The following is a 17,241-nucleotide window of genomic DNA, read 5'->3' as shown; positions in this document are numbered from 1 at the left end:
CTATTTAATCCTGTAGCCCTTTTCTTCGTTATTAAAAATCCAGCCGACCACTTCGCCGATGCGAATCTCTTCGCTGCGATAGGCTTCCATAGTGATGCCTGCGGAACCTTGCAGGTGAATGGTCATCGCCGATTTCAACATCTTCTTGAAACGCTCCTGCCAGCGTTTGATATTTTTGGCGCGCAAATCAACCCATCCGGCATCCGCCCACGTATCAATGTTGCCGCTTTTAATTTCAATGCTTGCTTCACCGGCGTATTCGGGGATTTTGATATAGGGACCGCGAATCAGTTGGTCGCCTGCGGGCAAAAGAATCGGAATGCCAATCGAAATGATGGTATTGCGCAAATCATCATTCCATTCCAAGTATTTGTTCAACTTTTCCGATAACTCTTTGGCATCGTGACTGATGATGGATTGCAAGGAGCCGGGTTGCGCGTTTTCAATGTCCTGCGAAATTTTATACAGCAGATAGGCTTCATAAAGCTGCTTGGAAAGTTTCGCGGGTCCGAGTTCGCCTGTGGCAATCGATGGCGAATTTTTTTGCCGTTCGAGTTGTTTCATGGCTTCGATTGCCGAAGCCCGCAAATAACCGGCGCGATAACTCGGTTTCATTACTGCGCTGTCGATTGCGGCAATCACATCAAGCCCGGTGTTGCTGCCTTTGATTTCCAAGACAACCGCGTGAGCAATCTCTTCGGGAGTGACGAATTCCATTTGATTGATGGAGGTGACCGCTTCAAATTCGCCGCGCGCGAAAAAGCCGTTTTCACCGGTATCGACGCCGACCATTTCAAGTTTGCCGAGGTTTTTGAATTCCTCTTTGGGCAAATGCAAGTCGAGTCTTTCGCTGAGTGAAAAACTTTTCGGCACATATTTCATATGACGGCGAAGCGGTTGACTGACGACTTTTTTATAGCCAATCATCGCGCCGGGTTTGATTTCTTTAACGATGGGTCCGTCGGGTGTGCGCGCCATCAAAAACATCAACCCGGTTTGCGCAAAACCGACAGAGGATTTCGACATCAATTGCGCAGAGGGTTTATCTTCGCCGTGAGTGTAGGGAATGTTTAATCCCATGCCGCCGGTTCCGGTGGTTCCGACTTTTACATAAAGCCGGGTTTTGTATTCGACCATAGCGCGATGAAAGATGCGAATATGGCGAATGAGTTGCGGGATGGCTTGCGAAACCAGTAAGCCCTCAATATCGCGTTCAATTTCTCGGTACTCTTCACCGAATGATTCAAAATCTTTGCGGTTTAATTTGTCATGCAGCGCGTCAATATCTTTGCGTACCTCTTTGGCGCTGGTATCAACATCCTGGTAACTGATGCCGGTCGCGGTGTTGACGCAATCGATAATGACATCGGGTTTATAGGATTTGATGAGGCGAACGAGTTCGGAATTTTTATAGGTTTCCGAAAACGCGCCGAATAAATCGTCGTAAAGTTTGCGACGATTTCCGGCATTGCGCATGAGTTCAGGGCGCGCGCTTTTGGCAAGTTCCGAACGCACGAAGATATTTCCGTATTCGCCTTTAAAGGTGATTTCAGGAAATTCGCTTTTAATCTCTTTGACGAAATCGACAATCTCTTTTTCAAGTAAGGCTGACACCACAATTTTTGCGGGATGCAGTTCGTGGGCAACATGTCGTGTAACCTGTGCGCCGACGAGTCCCGGCGCACCCAGAATCAAAATCGTTTTATCCAATGAACCGTTCGGTTTGACAGCCATTTTCCCTCTCTTTCCAAAGACTAATTGAGTATTACAAGGTGATATCTTCCGATTCGACTCAATAACGCCAAGTCAGCCTGCCCCGTCAACCAAAGCAATGCACATTGTAGGTGTTGGGATTGTCTCTTACGCGACATGTTGCGCGGGGTCCTTTAGTTTTTTTGCTTGAAGGATGTATGCCTGTTTTACTTCTAATCCAAACAGATTCGTATCTTGAAGCACAACCAAGCCATTCTCAACCTGAACCGTTTTTAAAATAGCCTGTAGATGCGGGTCATCGTGATTCAATGTCACAATTTTCGATAAAGCCAAGACATCTTTTTGACCAACAATTGAAGACATTTTCTCAACAAATTCACTTAGCGCTTTTAATTTCCCCTTTTCCAGCCAAGGGGATGAGATGACCAAATCCAATTTGTCTTGAGGTTCTTCACTCAGAAAAAAACCAAAGAGAAGAAAATCGCCTTTTTCAGCGGCGACCTGATTCATGACTTTACGAAACTTTTCTAATTGAATCATAGAGCAACCACAATCGTTTTGGCTGATTTTAACATATCCATCGCATCCTGGGCAGTCGCGCTACCAATCGGGCGATAGCGCATATCAGATTTCCAGGTAGCTACTACTGACCATTCAGCGAAATATTTGGTTTTAATATTAGACTCGGCTCCTGATAGATGAAGAAGAATATCCAGATCATGAGTACGAAAACTCTGATAACCTTCAAACTCCTTGCGTGTCGATGGATAGCCCGTCCACTTCAAAATCCGACAGATACGCGCTTTCAAAGCAATTTCTACAGCATAACCACACAGGTAAATCGCGCCATCATATCGACCGGATTGGAATAGCGCATCAGCATCCAGCAATCGACCCTTGGCAATTTTCTTGAGATCGCCTACCGGTATCATCAATCGTCAACCTTTCAAGCGAATTGCTCAAGGAAGCGCACATCATTTTCATAGAGTAGGCGTATGTCATCAATGTCATACATACGCGCTGCCATGCGGTCTATACCCAAACCGAAGGCGAATCCCGAATACTCTTCGGGGTCAATATCAACAGCTCTCAACACATTGGGATGCACCATGCCGCTGCCGCCGAGTTCAATCCAGCCCGAACCTTTGCACAAACGACAGCCGTTGCCACCGCATCCGTAACAACGAAAATCGACTTCGGCTGAAGGTTCGGTGAACGGAAAGTATGACGGGCGAAAGCGCGTCACAATATCCGCGCCAAACATGGCGCGCACGAATTGTTCAAGCGTGCCTTTCAAATCGGCCATCGTGATGTTGCGGTCAACCGTCAAGCCTTCGAGTTGAAAGAACATCGGATTGTGCGTCGGGTCAGGCGTATCTCTTCGGAATACGCGACCGGGCGCAATCACCCGAACCGGCGGTTTGCGCTTTTGCATCGCGTGAATCTGAATGGTCGATGTTTGAGAGCGCAGAGCCAAATCGCCCGACACATAAAAGGTATCGGCAGAATCGCGCGCCGGATGTCCCGGCGCAATATTCAGAGCATCGAAATTATAAAAACTGGTTTCGATTTCCGGGCCGTCTTCAACCGTGTAGCCCATCGACACGAAGATATCTTCGATACGTTGCCGAAGCAGCGTAATCGGATGCAGATGCCCGCGTTGAACTTTTGCGCCGGGCAAGGTGACATCAATCTTTTCGCGTTCAAGCGCCGCGGCTTCGGCAGCGGCGGCAAATTTTTCGGTTAATTCCGTGATCTTCGCTTCAACTTCGTTGCTGACCTCGTTGACCTCTGCGCCAAACTGAGCGCGCGCCTCGGCGGCAATGCTGCCAATGCGTTTGCGCTCGGCGGTGATGAGTCCCGATTTGCGACCGAGATATTTATCGCGCAACGCGGTTAAGGCGTCGGGGGTGGTAACAGCTTCGGCATCGGTTAAGAATTGTTCGCGAATTTGTGAGAGTTTTTCATCCATAGTTGTCTTCGCTGATTAAAAAACAAAAAGGCAAGAGGCAAAAGTTTAAGAGGATTCGGTAGTCGCCGATTTCCGTCTTGATTGGTGCTTTCGCCTTTGCCTTTTCAGTTTTCTTATTGCTTCTGCGCTAAGCCGTCGGGGCGGCGGCGCGATTGGATTCAATTGCCTGCTTGGCTTTGCCTGCGACTTCGGTAAATGCCGCCGGTTCATTGACCGCCAAATCGGCGAGCACTTTACGGTCAAGGTTAATTTCAGCAAGTTTCAAGCCGTGCATCAACTGGCTGTAATTCAAGCCGTTGGCGCGCGCCGCTGCGCCGATGCGAACGATCCACAATGAACGAAAATCGCGTTTTTTAAGTTTGCGACCGGTAAAAGCAAAATTTAATGAACGCTCGACCTGTTCTTTGGCGTGACGATAGAGTTTGCTCTTCGTCCCGCGATAGCCGCGAGCTAAATCTAAAATCCCTTTTCTTTTAAGTAATCTTTTATTACCACGTTTTGCGCGAGGCATAATTCCCTCCTTTAATTGCGGATTGCGGATTGCAAATTGCGGATTAAAGCCAGTGCTTGGTCAGTCACTGCTTTAATTCAGCATCGGCAATCTCAACCCACGCGAATCGAATAAAATTGCAAATAACCATATTAACCACGTCCGTATGGAAGCATCTTCTTTACCAACTGCTCATCGGCAGAGGCAACTAAAACATCAATATCGAGAACGCGTTTCCGTTTAGCGGTTTTCTTGGTCAAGATGTGACGCGCGTGCGAATGACCGCGTTTCACTTTTCCCGTAGCGGTCAGGCGAAAGCGCTTCGCCGCTCCTTTATGGGTTTTCAGTTTCGGCATTATTTCCTCCTAAAAAGTTGCAGAAGTCAGGAGACAGAATTAAATAGGAGCAATTCCCATTCTGGCTGCTGAATTCTCAAAAATCATTTTTTCTTGGGCGCGAACATGATGAACATATTCATGCCTTCAAGTTTCGGTTTGACCTCAGCAGTTCCATACGGCTCAAGGTCTTTTTCGAGGCGTTCGAGTAACGCGATACCCAGATTTTTATGAGTGATTTCGCGCCCGCGAAAATGCACCGTGCCTTTTACCTTGTCGCCCTCTTGCAGCATTTTGATAGCATTGTTCTTTTTGAATTGGTAGTCATGCTCATCGGTGCCGGGACGGAATTTGACCTCTTTAACGACGATGTAGGTCTGTTTGGCTTTGGCTTCTTTCTGCTTCTTCTTCTGCTCGTACTGCCATTTGCCAAAGTTGATAATTTTGCAAACCGGCGGTTGAGCCTGCGGCGCAATTTCGACCAGGTCAAGCCCTTTTTCCTGAGCGATGCGAAGAGCGTCCTGTGGGCTTTTAATCCCCAATTGATTGCCCTCTTCATCAATGACGCGAATCTCCCGCGCTCTGATGCGTTCGTTGATGCGCACGGACGGCTCAGGGCGTCTGTCTCGAAAACCTCTGCGTTGAAAGCTACTAATAACCTATCCTCCCGAACCTTACCGGTTCTCTGGAAATCAAACTGCCAAGGCGTCGGTTGTCCCAAGTAACCGATGCCGGGATCAAAAAATAAATTGATAATTGCAACGCACTAAATTATCTTCGCAGCCCCGCAAGAGAGGAGTTATGCGAAAATCATCTTATTTTTATAATGGCAGTGCGCCAAAATTTACCCGGTCAGATTTCACGTCAGCGCCTTTGGCTTATCGAACCCGTGCGCTTGGGAGGGCATCGGTTGATAAAACCGCCTCAGGACTTAGGGAGCTGATGCGAAATTCGTGATAGGCTCGAGCGGATTTGAACCGCTGACCCCTACCGTGTCAAGGTAGTGCTCTACCCCTGAGCTACGAGCCTAAAATTTCAAAGTTTGAACTTACCAAACGCCGATAAAAGGTGTCAAACCTTTAATGCAAAAGGCGGCGAAGCGTTTTTAATTTTCGCTTCGCCGCTTGCGGGTTAAACGCTTTGACCAACTCAGACCTACGCTATTAAGGAGCCATCACATTGCCGTCGAGAAAGGCACGCAGTCTTCGCGAACGGGTCGGATGGCGCAACTTCGCCAGGGCTTTCGCTTCAATCTGGCGAATGCGTTCGCGGGTGACGTTGAAATGTTTGCCGACTTCTTCGAGGGTGCGCTCTTCGCCCGATTGGTCTAAGCCGAAACGCATCTTGATAATCTCTTTTTCGCGAGGCGTCAGCGTTGATAGCACATCTTCGGTGAGTTCGCGCAAATTATTGGTGATTGCCGTATCCGCGGGGTTCGCCGAACGCCGGTCTTCAATGAAACTGGCAATCGTGGTTTCGCCATCATCACCGATTGGCGTTTCCAGCGAAATCGGTTGCTGGGCAATCTTTAACGCCTTGCGAACTTTCCATGCCGGCATGTCTACACGCCGCGCCAACTCGTCGTGTGTCGGTTCGCGTCCGAGTTCCTGAACCATCAATCGCTGGGTGCGCAAAATCTTGTTGATAACTTCGACCATGTGAACCGGCACGCGAATCGTGCGCCCCTGGTCGGCAATGGCGCGCGTCACCGCCTGGCGAATCCACCACGTCGCATAGGTCGAAAATTTATAACCGCGTCGCCAGTCGAATTTTTCAACCGCGCGCATCAAGCCGATGTTGCCTTCCTGAATCAAATCCAAAAAGTGCAATCCGCGATTGATATAATTTTTGGCAATCGAAATCACCAAACGTAAATTGGCTTCAATCATTTCGCGTTTCGCCTGTTCGACTTCGGCTTCGGCGATGACCATGGTTTGCAAGGTGCGTTTAATCTCAACCGTCGATTTGGCATAATGCTTCTCGATGTCGCGCAAAATTTTGCGCGCTGCCCGTTTGATTCGGTCAAGGTCTTTTAATTCTTCCTGAGTTTTGGCGTCACGTTTGCGACGTTTCGAGTCAATTGCCTGCTCAATCTTTTGAATTTTGTTCTCAGCTTTATTGATTTGATTTTCCGAATCGCGAATCTGTTTGACCACCGCTTCAATGGATTCCGTGAACCGACGTTTGGCTTCCATGCTGAAACTGAAGACCCGGACACGTCGCGAAACCTCAATCAATTCATGGGCATATTGCCGACGCATCTTTTTGAGTTTCTTTGAAGATTTCGGTTCGGCTTCAATCTTGGCATAGAGTTTCAGCAGCTTTTCGTGAATCTTGAGAATCTCGCCAAACTCTTCCAACACTTTCAGGCGAATCTCTTCCTTTTGCTCTTCCAAAGCCTCTTCGGCTTCGGGGTCGGTGGCAATATCGACAACATCGCCCGGATTGATTTCACCTTCAAGCAGCAGGTCATGCAGGCGCTTCAATTCTTCTAAAGTAATAAACGACCGCGACAGAGCTTTATAGATGCGTTTGTTGCCGCGCTCTATCCTTTTGGCGATACGAATTTCATCTTCACGTGTAAGCAACGGAACCGAACTCATCTCGCGTAAATAGAGGCGCATGGGGTCAAGGGATTCGTCCTTGCCGGGTTCCAAATCAACATCTATCTCATCAGAGGGTTCTTCCGTAGGTTCAGAAACCTCTTCCTCTTCACCGCCGACAGCTTCCCAGAGCGCTTCGCTGTTCTCCTCATCAATCTCTGCAACGATGCGCTCAATATCTCCGGTGGGAGCAAAATCCTCGTTGCTATCGTCAGATGTACTTAGCATTAAATCCTTATCTACTCTAACTTTCATTATTCCTCTCGTGTGGATAAGACCTTCTCAAATGACTGTGTTAAATTAAACAGTAGCATAATCTTCCAGTGGTGCTGGTTGACAGCCTATGATGCTTCAAATAATATGAGCGTCAATCACACATCATACAATATATTGTGTGAAGTAGCTAGATGCAAATCCTGACGATTAAGATGTTTTCTAGCAATAATTCGCAACCCTTCAGAGCTTTGGTTAATTTTTATTAGCGATTTTTAGAGGTGGGTAGAAAAAGGACACAATCTTGAAAATATACGAAATCAACACCCGCGTTCACTGCTCACACTTCGAGCAAATAACTGATTCAGAATTAACTTACCTAAAAGAACTGGGCTTTGAAGCCATCTGGTTAATGGGGGTTTGGAAAATCAGCAAAGCCGCTATCGCCATCTCGAAAATTTATGCTGATGATTTTGAAGGGTCTCCTTACGCATTACCGGATTACAAAATTAACCCGAAGCTTGGTGGCAAAAAAGCTTTTATGGAGTTAGTAAGTCGCGCCCATGCTGTCGGGTTAAAGGTGCTGGTTGATTTTGTATCGAATCACATGGCGATTGATTGTGCCTGGATTAAATCGCACCCCGAATTTTTCCTGCGCAGCAATCCCAAGGTGCGCAAACAAAATACCGGCGATTTTTTCTATCACAAATCCGGTGAAGTTTTCGCCTTCGGACGCGACCCCTATTTCCCGCCCTGGCACGACACCGCGCAACTTGATTACACCAATCCGAAATTGCGCGCCTATTTGATTAAAACCCTAAAGCGCATCTCGCGCATGGCAGATGGCATCCGTTGCGATATGGCAATGCTCGTGCTTCGCGACTATTTTCGCCAGCAATGGTATCCGCTGGCTTCCGATGACTGGTTTGAAGCGCGTTTTCCGCAAGAGTTCTGGGGCGAAGCGATTCACGCCGTAAAGTCCGAGAACCCCGAATTCATCTTTATTGCCGAAAGCTATTGGGATAAAGAGCCTGCCCTTCTTGAATTGGGATTTGATGTCGCATATGAAAAGAAATTGTATGACGCGCTCGTTGACCGCAACGCCGCGCTGGTGACGACGCGACTGGTGCGCGATATTGACGCGCTGCATAAATCGGTCTACTTCATTGAAAATCATGATGAAGAACGCGCCGCAGGACTTTTCGACCATCATTATAACCTTGCTGTCGCAGCATTGATTCTTGCGCTTCCCGGTTCGGCACTCATTCACGAAGGGCAAATGGAAGGACGCCGCGAGCGCCTCCCCGTTCAACGATTGCGCCCGCTTACTGACGAAACCGACGACTTTGCCTTAAAGTCCGCTTATCACCAAATACTCAGAGCCACTTGCCATGAAGCCTTCGCCAAAGGTGACTTTCAATTATTCAACAGCGATATTTACGGCGTCGTTTCATTTTCCAGAACTCTGGAAGACCGAACCGTCATTTATCTCGGACAAATTTCCGATGCCTGGCATCAGTTGAATTCCGTACCCTTGAATCTCACAGCCGCAGCCAAACTGCACCACCCGCAAAATGAAATCAAGGTTACCAACCTGCTCAATTCACATTCAAAATATCTGCAACCACACAACGGGCATTTTCATGTGTTGCTTAGCGAACTCGCCGTAGAAGATGGGACGCGGTTCGCTTTACTGGAAATCGCTGATGTCGATACATCACCTGTTGAAAGCAGTGAGAATGTGCAAGAGGGGATAAAGATTGAAGAAGCAGATTTCATACATCACCTGTTGAAAGCGGTAAGAATGCGCCATATCAGTCGTTTAGCCATCATTTGACAACCTCGTGGGGCAATCTTATAGTCAGCATTTATGCAGCAGAATCATTTAAATCCTGAACCCACAAATAAAATTCGCAGCACAACCATTCTATCGGTTCGCAAAGATGGCAAAGTTGCGGTTGCAGGCGACGGACAAGTCTCTTTGCAAAATACCGTCATGAAAGGCAAAGCGCGTAAAGTTCGCCGCCTTTACAACGATAAAGTCATTGCCGGTTTTGCCGGCTCGACCGCCGATGCCTTCACCCTGTTTGCGCGCTTTGAAGCCAAGCTCGAACAATATCACGGACAACTGCAACGCGCTGCCGTTGAACTTGGCAAAGAATGGCGCACCGATAAATACCTGCGCAATCTCGAAGCCATGTTGATTGTCGCTGATGCCAATACTTCGCTATTGATTTCTGGCGGCGGCGATGTCATCGAACCCGACGACGGCATTTTAGCCATCGGTTCCGGCGGACCCTTTGCGCTTTCTGCGGCGCGCGCCTTACTGCGTAAAACCAATTTGTCAGCCAGAGAGATTGCCGAAGAATCAATGAAAATCGCCGGGGAAGTTTGTATCTATACGAATAACAATATTACGATTGAAGAGATTTAAGAATTGGTACTTTGTGCTTGGCGCTTGGCGCTTGGCGCTGTGATTGAAAGAGTAAATGCAATCACTTGAGCAAAGCACAAAGTACAAAGCACAAAGCACAAAAATTTTATGGTTATTTATTTATCAGGAGATGTAGAAGCGCAACCCCGACTCGATGAGATGACGCCGCGAGAAATCGTCAACGAGTTGAACAAATATGTTGTCGGGCAACACGCCGCCAAACGCGCCGTTGCCATCGCTTTGCGTAATCGTGTGCGCCGTAAAAAACTACCGGCGGATATGGCGCAAGACGTCATGCCCAAAAATATCATCATGATTGGTTCAACCGGCATCGGAAAAACCGAAATTGCCCGACGCCTCGCCAAATTATCGAATTCGCCATTCTATAAAGTTGAAGCGTCAAAATTCACAGAGGTCGGCTATGTCGGGCGCGATGTCGAATCGATCATTCGCGACCTGTTGGATATGGGCATCGACCTGGTACGCGAAGAAAAGATTAAAGAGGTCGAAGAGAAAGCCAGGCACAATGCCGAAGAGCGTCTACTTGATTTGTTGTTGCCGCGCAATCGTTCCACTGAAGACTCGCCCGACATCGGCTTTCCCACGGCATCCGAACAAACCGACCATCTTGAACGCACTCGCGAGAAATTCCGTCAGCAACTCCGCGAAGGCCGTCTCAATTCGCGCATGGTTGAAATCGAAGTGCAGGAGCGCAACAACCCCGGTCATTTTGAAATCTACACCCCACAGGGCATCGAAGAGATGGACATCAATTTGCGCGATATGTTCCCGAATATGTTCGGCTCGCGCCCCAAGAAAAAAAGCCTCAATGTCGAAGAAGCCCTACAGTATTTAACCGAAGAAGAACAGCAGAAATTGATTGACCTCGATCAAGTTGCGCGGCTGGCGATTGAGCGCGTCGAATCTTCAGGCATCGTCTTTCTTGATGAAATCGATAAGGTCGCGGGGCGCGAAGGCGGGCAAGGACCCGATGTTTCGCGTGAAGGGGTGCAGCGCGATCTGCTCCCCATCGTTGAAGGCACCACCGTCAACACCCGTTACGGCATGGTGAAAACCGACCACATCCTGTTCATCGCGGCTGGCGCATTTCACGTTTCCAAACCTTCGGATTTGATTCCTGAACTACAGGGACGTTTCCCGATTCGCGTCGAACTGCAACCCTTAACCATCGACGATTTCAAACGCATTCTGGTGGAGCCGAAAAATTCACTGGTCAGTCAATACAAAGCGTTGCTCGGCACCGAAGAGATTGATTTAAGCTTCACAGACGACGCCATCGATGCCATCGCGCGTTTCGCGTTTTCCGTAAACGAACAGACCGAAGACATCGGCGCGCGACGTTTGCACACGATTATGGAACACTTGCTTGATGAATATTCTTTTGAAGGTCCCGACCTCAAAGACAAAGACGTGGTCATCAACGCCGAATACGTCACCAAACAACTCGCTGAAATCGTCAAAAACGAAGACCTCAGTCGCTACATTCTGTAAGGCAAAAGGCAAAAGGCAAAGTGCAAAAGGCAAAAGTGGGCTGCAAACAATTGCTTCAGGTAATTGAACAATCATTTGCAACAGAATTTTTACAAACGTTCCCTGAAAATTATCAGCAAGAGGAAAGACCAACCAATAATTCCAACTTAATGGGTGGTTTTGACCTTAGCCTTTCGCGGAATTCAAAATTTATTTTTCGTTCAACACAAATGTTGCAACTCCGCCCTTTTGCCTTTTGCCTTTTGCCTTTTGCCTTTTGCCTTTTCTTTTCGGCTTGCGGCAAGCCCGGAAATCCCATTCCGCCCGCGCGCCTTACGGAACGCGCCACAGACCTTGCGGCTATTCAACGCGGCGCGAAAATTTTACTGACCTGGTCGTTGCCGCCGCTCAACAAAAAAGAGACAGACGCCAACCACATCGCCCGCGTTGATGTTTATCGTTTAACCGAACGACCTGATGAAGCGCCCGTGCTTGACGCCGTCGAATATGAAACCGACGCGGAAATCATCGGCGTTTTAGACCGCGCCACCATCGAAGCGCAGGCGCAAACTGTCGGCAATCTGCAATTCACCGATTCCATCAATCCCAATCAAGCGCGCGCCAACCTGCGGTTGCGTTACGCCGTGCGCTATGTCAATAAACGCGGGCAACAGGCAGCATTTTCCAACACCGTGGCGCTCGAACTTGTCGCGGTGGTTGCCGCGCCGCCAGGCAATTTGCAGGCGACCAACAAAGGTCAAGGCGAAGTGTTGATCGAATGGGCACCTTCGGCAACCAATGTCGATGGTTCAACCCCTTCGGCAGTGGCTGGCTATAACCTTTATCGCGTCAAAGCCAATCGCAAACTCGACCGCGGCAAACCGCTCAATGACGAACCGCTAACCGACTCGCGGTTTATTGACCGAACATTCCAATATAAAACCGAATATGCCTATGTCGTTCGCGCTTTATCACAGGGTCGCAATGGACTCATTGAAAGCGCCGATAGCGAGGTGGTGAACTTCACCCCCATCGATAGCTTTGCGCCGTCAACCCCTGAACCGGTATCCATCGCTTCGGCAAACGGCACCATCAGCCTGTTCTGGCCCTCGTCAACGGAATCGGATGTTGTCGGTTATTTCATTTATCGAGCCGAATCGGAAGCTGCGGATGAAATGAGTTGGGTAAAATTAAACGCCCAACCGGTGAAGGAAACCACCTTTCAAGATATGCGGGTCACGATTGATAAAAAATATTTCTACCGTGTCAGCGCCGTCGATACCTTTCAAAATCAAAGCCCGCCTTCAATCATCGTCAGTGAAACCGCGCATCCTTGATTTATTCGCTGGCTTGCCGGGTAAAAACCGGTTCCGGCTCGGCGATAACTGGATTTTCCTTGGTGATAGAGGCGTCTGTCACCTTCGCCTTCCGCCATTCGCGCCACACCAGAACGGTCAGCAGCAATGCCGTCAGTAAGGAAATCGCCGCACCATAAAAAAGCGGCGTCGGACGATAGGTAAAACGAATGGTATGTTCGCCCTGAGCAAATCGCACAGCTCTGTATAAGCCGTTAGCGCGCAACAGCGGGGCGCTTGCGCCATCCACTTCAACCTGCCAGTTCGGGTCGTAAGAATCGCGCAACAATAAATATGCACCACCTTCCGGGGCGCTCGCCCGAATACTCAAATGCGAATTTCCATCTTCGATAATCGTTGCCGAGGCGGCGTTAGCCTCGTTCGCTATGCCAACCGCAGCCGGTGGGGTTTTATCAAGCAGAACGGTTTTTGCGGCATCGAAATCGGCGGTAAAGAGTTTATCAAATTGCGCCGTCAGGTTCGGTTCAATTTCGGCTTCCTGAACCACTGAGACACGCGCAAGCGCATTGGGACATTCGTAGAGCGCCATTTTATCCGTCGCAAAAATTGGCACCGGTTGAATGAGCCTAAACTGACCGGCTGGCGGTTCGGGTTGCAAAAAATAGCGCACCCCGGTTCGTTGCAAAAAGCGGGTTCGCGATTCGCCATCCTTGGCGCGAAACAGCTTGATCAATTGCGTATATTCCGCCGCCCGCAGTTTCGTAACATCCACGATCACCGCGTCACGCAAACCATATTTTATAGCGTTATAGGGAATCTCTTTGTGATAGAGCGCATCTGCCATCGATAAAGACATATCCGGCGGCAGGTAAAAATTGAATTGCGCGGATACCGGCGCAGGAGAAATACCGGATTGATCATCAACAAAAATTCTGGCGGTCGGATGTTGCCGAACGGCTGCGACCCAATCGGGTTCGCGAATCTGCGACAGTTCAATAGTCGGATTGATTGACGCATTGGTAATCAGCAAATCAAAAACAATGACGGCGAAGAGCGCAACTCGCGCAAGCGTTGCGCGGCTCTTTTGTGATACACCAATCAGCAAAAGCAAGACCGAACAGCTTGCTAATCCCAAGAGACGGGGAGCTGCTTGTTTCAACTCAGCAACCATATCGCTCAAGGCTCCGGTCGTCTGATTCAATCCCAAGCGAGTCGCGACAACATTCAGTAATTGCCCGGTGATGTCCGGAAAGCCTATGCTCAGTACGGTCAAGGTCGCGGCGAAAACCGTAATGATTGCCGCAAACCCTACGGGCACACGCCAAATCTTGATTCCGGTTGCCAGGCGTTCGGTTAATACCTTGATTGCGTCAAAACCAAGCGCGGCAAGCATAGCAACGGCAAATGCCATGAATATGGTCAACTTTGCCGGGTAACGAAAGAAATTCAAAAGCGGGAAGATGACACGCAAGCCGCTATAAACCGGCGTAAAATTGCCCAGCGCCAAAAACCCAGCCACCAGAAAGGCGAATGCCCAGAACTTCGTCCAGCGTCGCGGCTCGCCGCGTGCCACGCCAACCAGCGCCACAATCAAAGTAGTAATGCCCAGATAGATGGACATCAGGTAGGGTTCGCGTCCGCTGTTGAGTTGATAAAGCCAGGGGTGTAGATGCGATGACGGAATGAGCGGGCTGCTGAAAATGCCCGGCATCATCATTTCAAAGAGATTCAACGGATGAATAGACCAGCCATCAAGCATCGCGCCCGAGGCTCTGTGTGAACGTCGCATCACATCAAGCAGCGGAAGAATTTGAACCGCCGATAATAATAATCCTAAACCGCCACTGCCAATGACCAGTCCTTCGCGTTTAAGCAGCGCCCGCCAATCCTTCAAATTACCTGCCTGCGAAAATGCGGCGTAAAACAAAACCAGCAGCACTTCCCAAATCAGTATATCCGGCTGACCGGCAAAAACCCCCAAGGCAAACAGTCCACCAAGGGCGCACAGTTTTAACCGCGAATAACTTTCAATTAATTTATCTGTCGCCAACAGCAACCACGGAATCAATGCTGCGGTGGTCGAAGGGTTGAGGCTATTGGCGGAAGAGAGCAATGGCCCGGAAATCGAAAAGACGATACTGCCAAGGGCTGCCGATTGCAAAGAAACCCGACGCTTCAAAAAAACAAAGGTGCCGATTGCCGCGCACACGAATGGGAAAACCACCATAAAATTAAAGCCGACCGATTCCGGCAATAAAAACCGAAAAGGCAGCGTCGGCAAAAAGAATAATTGCAAGGAAGGGTCAGCAACTGTTGCATACCCGGAACCTGAATCCGGATTCCACAAAGGCAGTTCCCCAGCCAGCACGGCACGTCGTATCCATAAGTGATGCGGGTAAAAATAGCTGCCCAAATCCCGGACAAAAAAGACGCTGGATAGGCTGAAAACGCCCTTCAAAGCGTACAACGCCGGAACCATAGCCACCATCAACCAGATAAATTGCCTCTGATGGCGCTTAAACATTGCGACAAAATCGGTTTTTTTTATGTGCATGCAAATCGGATTTTCGTTGGGTTGTTGAGGGCTTTAATAAGGGGGAATTTGAAGCTTTCAGAGTGCGATGGCAAAACCACACGGCGATAGTGCGTTAATTGACCGGGGGTGTCAATAGAATAATCCCGTCTACCCTTTGTGATAAATCATCAAGAAGAGGATTTCAGGGTTCGATAATTGACCAGGAGAACGGTGGCGCTATTTTACCATTTCCGGAATATCCACCGGTTGCTCATCGCCTTTCCGGTTTACGATTTTTCCCTGTGCCCACTGTTGTTTATATCCCCAACCCACCAGCAGCAAAGCAACGGCAACCGCACACCCATTGACAAGTTTACCCGTCCATCTCACTTTTGTATCCAGAAATCTCAACTCGATTTGATGTGAACCCGCAGGTATATTGACCACAATTGCGCCAAAGTCTTTCATTTTTGAAAGGCTTGCCGGCTGGTTATCGAGTGTGGTTGTCCAACCTGGAAAATCGAATGTGCGAATCACCAGTTGATTGCTTTCCGGCACATTCACTTTTAATTTGCGATAGTGTGGCTCCCAGGTCTCTATGGCGATTTCACCCGAAGGTTTAATCAATTCTGCAGGGTTAATGACCGGCAACTGACGCGGCAGTATCGGCACATCTTTCGGTAACATAATCCGGTTGAGATGCTCTTTTCTCGATACGAAATATTGAAAATCCCGCATCGGCAATATAACCCGCACCAGACTGAACCCCGCGCTACTTAGCATGCAAGCTGCCAGGAATCCATAAATCAATAAGCGTCGCTGTTTGTCTATTGAACGATGTTGAACCGCCATCTGCGCGATAACCCCGACAACCAATGCGGCAACCAGCGTTGAAATTGAAAGCATTCGCCAGGAAAAGACACCTATATCAAATTTAGGAATCGCTTTCCTGATAAAATCCGAAACCGACAGCATCAGAAAGCTTGCCAGCAGCCCTGCGCTCAACCACACCCATACTTGAAATTTAATTGCCTGCGAAACGCCCGTCACCTGGCGATAAGCAAAAAATATGGTGATTGCAATAAGAATAATGGCAAGGTTGAAAAACCAGGTATGGTTCAGCAACTCGGAAAAGCGGCTGAAATTTTCAAACCCGTTTCCAGTTTGAGAAAAAAGATAGGTTGTTTCGTAAGGGATATCGCCATTCAACAAATCCGAGCGGATTAAATGTTGTTCCGTTACAGCCGGATAGAGATAAGCCGCAGCCAGTCCGACGCCTAAAAATATGGCTGCGCCAATCCATATTAATCCTCTCCAATCGCGTCTCAGCCAGGCAAGCAATGGCGTCATCACCCCCAGCGCCAGTGAGAATTGAAAAGTTGTCGGCACGTGCGACCACAACATCGCTCCGTAGCTCGCCGCAAGCCCTACGAGGGCAAACAGCCTGAATGACGAAAACGTTTTGGATGTATGGGATGTTGATGGTTCCGGCTCAGTAGATTGTTCTTCAAGCAATCGGTCTATGAAATAGAGAATCAGTGGCATCCAGATAAAGCTCATTAACTCTGCTATCGCGCCGCGCTGGTATTGGTCTATCAGGTGATACGGCGCTATCACATAAATGATGGTTGCCATTGCCGAAGCCACCGGTGAAAGCGTTCGCCGCGCATAAAGATATAGAGCGCCCGCCGATGCCAACATAATCAACAGCACAACGCATATTAAGGTCGTGCGCCAATCGCCTGTGAGCTTATAAAAGAATGAAGTCAGGTAATAAATGGCGGGAGAATAGTAGGTCATCGTCGGCGCGCCAAATCCGCGATTGGTATCCTCTTCCCACCGGGGATAGGCAACTCCGGACGCTAACCCCACATAAAAGGAGCGCATCTGATCGAAATGCACAGCCATATCATGGGTTTCCGGCATGCCTATTTGTACAGGCGCTGGCACATCATCGCGCTCCTGAACCGGCGGCGCGCCCTCATACCAGCGTCGCCCGTCACTGGATTTGCCCATCCAGAAAAATGGCAAGACCACGACTGCCGATAGCGCAATCACACACAAAATGAATATCGCCGGTGTTGATTGCAGATTGCCAATAAATTGCTGCTCTTCTGTCACCGAATGATTTGATTGCTCAGACACACTCACTCCAAACC

Annotated in this window: 14 protein-coding genes and 1 tRNA gene; 4 read left to right on the top strand and 11 right to left on the bottom strand. The window is 48.9% G+C overall.

All coding sequences use genetic code 11. The features are described from left to right. The 9 genes from AB1757_06300 to rpoD all read right to left on the bottom strand — a co-directional run bounded on the left by AB1757_06300 (position 1) and on the right by rpoD (position 7,368). A complete protein-coding gene (locus AB1757_06300; protein MEW6126633.1) occupies positions 1 to 1,734 on the bottom strand; it encodes a hypothetical protein in 1,734 nt (577 codons plus the stop codon). Positions 1,735 to 1,860: 126 nt separating this feature from the next. Further along, entirely contained in the window at positions 1,861 to 2,253 is a 393-nt protein-coding gene (locus AB1757_06295; protein ID MEW6126632.1) for a hypothetical protein, read from the bottom strand. Then, entirely contained in the window at positions 2,250 to 2,645 is a 396-nt protein-coding gene (locus AB1757_06290) for a HEPN domain-containing protein (protein ID MEW6126631.1), read from the bottom strand. The genes AB1757_06295 and AB1757_06290 overlap by 4 nt, the downstream gene beginning before the upstream one ends. Positions 2,646 to 2,659: 14 nt before the next feature. After that, complete coding sequence (pheS, locus tag AB1757_06285; GenBank protein MEW6126630.1) at positions 2,660 to 3,685, bottom strand: phenylalanine--tRNA ligase subunit alpha; 1,026 nt, start codon at positions 3,683 to 3,685, stop codon at positions 2,660 to 2,662. 127 nt (positions 3,686 to 3,812) lie between these two features. Then, complete coding sequence (gene rplT, locus AB1757_06280; protein MEW6126629.1) at positions 3,813 to 4,196, bottom strand: 50S ribosomal protein L20; 384 nt, start codon at positions 4,194 to 4,196, stop codon at positions 3,813 to 3,815. Between the two features lie 131 nt (positions 4,197 to 4,327). Then, on the bottom strand, positions 4,328 to 4,531 hold the full coding sequence (gene rpmI / locus AB1757_06275) for a 50S ribosomal protein L35 (GenBank protein MEW6126628.1): 204 nt from the start codon (positions 4,529 to 4,531) through the stop codon (positions 4,328 to 4,330). Positions 4,532 to 4,614: 83 nt separating this feature from the next. Then, entirely contained in the window at positions 4,615 to 5,115 is a 501-nt protein-coding gene (gene infC, locus AB1757_06270) for a translation initiation factor IF-3 (GenBank protein ID MEW6126627.1), read from the bottom strand. Between the two features lie 352 nt (positions 5,116 to 5,467). Next, positions 5,468 to 5,539, bottom strand: a tRNA-Val gene (locus tag AB1757_06265). Between the two features lie 134 nt (positions 5,540 to 5,673). Beyond that, positions 5,674 to 7,368 (bottom strand): RNA polymerase sigma factor RpoD, encoded by a 1,695-nt coding sequence (gene rpoD, locus AB1757_06260; GenBank protein ID MEW6126626.1) that lies wholly within the window; start codon positions 7,366 to 7,368, stop codon positions 5,674 to 5,676. Positions 7,369 to 7,630: 262 nt separating this feature from the next. Here rpoD and AB1757_06255 point away from each other — a divergent pair, with 262 nt between their 5' ends. The 4 genes from AB1757_06255 (at position 7,631) to AB1757_06240 (ending at position 12,588) form a co-directional block, all read left to right on the top strand. Then, positions 7,631 to 9,163, top strand: a complete 1,533-nt coding sequence (locus tag AB1757_06255; protein MEW6126625.1) for an alpha-amylase family glycosyl hydrolase — start codon at positions 7,631 to 7,633, stop codon at positions 9,161 to 9,163. 33 nt (positions 9,164 to 9,196) lie between these two features. Continuing rightward, on the top strand, positions 9,197 to 9,760 hold the full coding sequence (gene hslV, locus AB1757_06250; GenBank protein MEW6126624.1) for an ATP-dependent protease subunit HslV: 564 nt from the start codon (positions 9,197 to 9,199) through the stop codon (positions 9,758 to 9,760). A 108-nt stretch (positions 9,761 to 9,868) separates the two neighbouring features. Continuing rightward, positions 9,869 to 11,272, top strand: a complete 1,404-nt coding sequence (gene hslU, locus AB1757_06245; protein ID MEW6126623.1) for an ATP-dependent protease ATPase subunit HslU — start codon at positions 9,869 to 9,871, stop codon at positions 11,270 to 11,272. A gap of 242 nt (positions 11,273 to 11,514) precedes the next feature. Next, positions 11,515 to 12,588, top strand: a complete 1,074-nt coding sequence (locus AB1757_06240) for a fibronectin type III domain-containing protein (protein MEW6126622.1) — start codon at positions 11,515 to 11,517, stop codon at positions 12,586 to 12,588. A 1-nt stretch (position 12,589) separates the two neighbouring features. On the opposite strand, the gene AB1757_06235 is transcribed toward AB1757_06240, so the two are convergent. Together AB1757_06235 and AB1757_06230 are read right to left on the bottom strand one after the other, a co-directional pair. Next, on the bottom strand, positions 12,590 to 15,121 hold the full coding sequence (locus AB1757_06235) for a YfhO family protein (GenBank protein ID MEW6126621.1): 2,532 nt from the start codon (positions 15,119 to 15,121) through the stop codon (positions 12,590 to 12,592). A 198-nt stretch (positions 15,122 to 15,319) separates the two neighbouring features. Next, the gene (locus AB1757_06230) at positions 15,320 to 17,227 is read right to left on the bottom strand and encodes a glycosyltransferase family 39 protein (protein ID MEW6126620.1); all 1,908 of its coding nucleotides are present in this window, start codon (positions 17,225 to 17,227) and stop codon (positions 15,320 to 15,322) included. Between the last annotated feature and the right edge of the window lie 14 nt (positions 17,228 to 17,241).

Source organism: Acidobacteriota bacterium (genome assembly GCA_040754075.1).
Taxonomy (GTDB): domain Bacteria; phylum Acidobacteriota; class Blastocatellia; order UBA7656; family UBA7656; genus JBFMDH01.
Note: the sequence above shows the minus strand (reverse complement) of the source record. Positions and strands in the feature narration are given on the sequence as shown.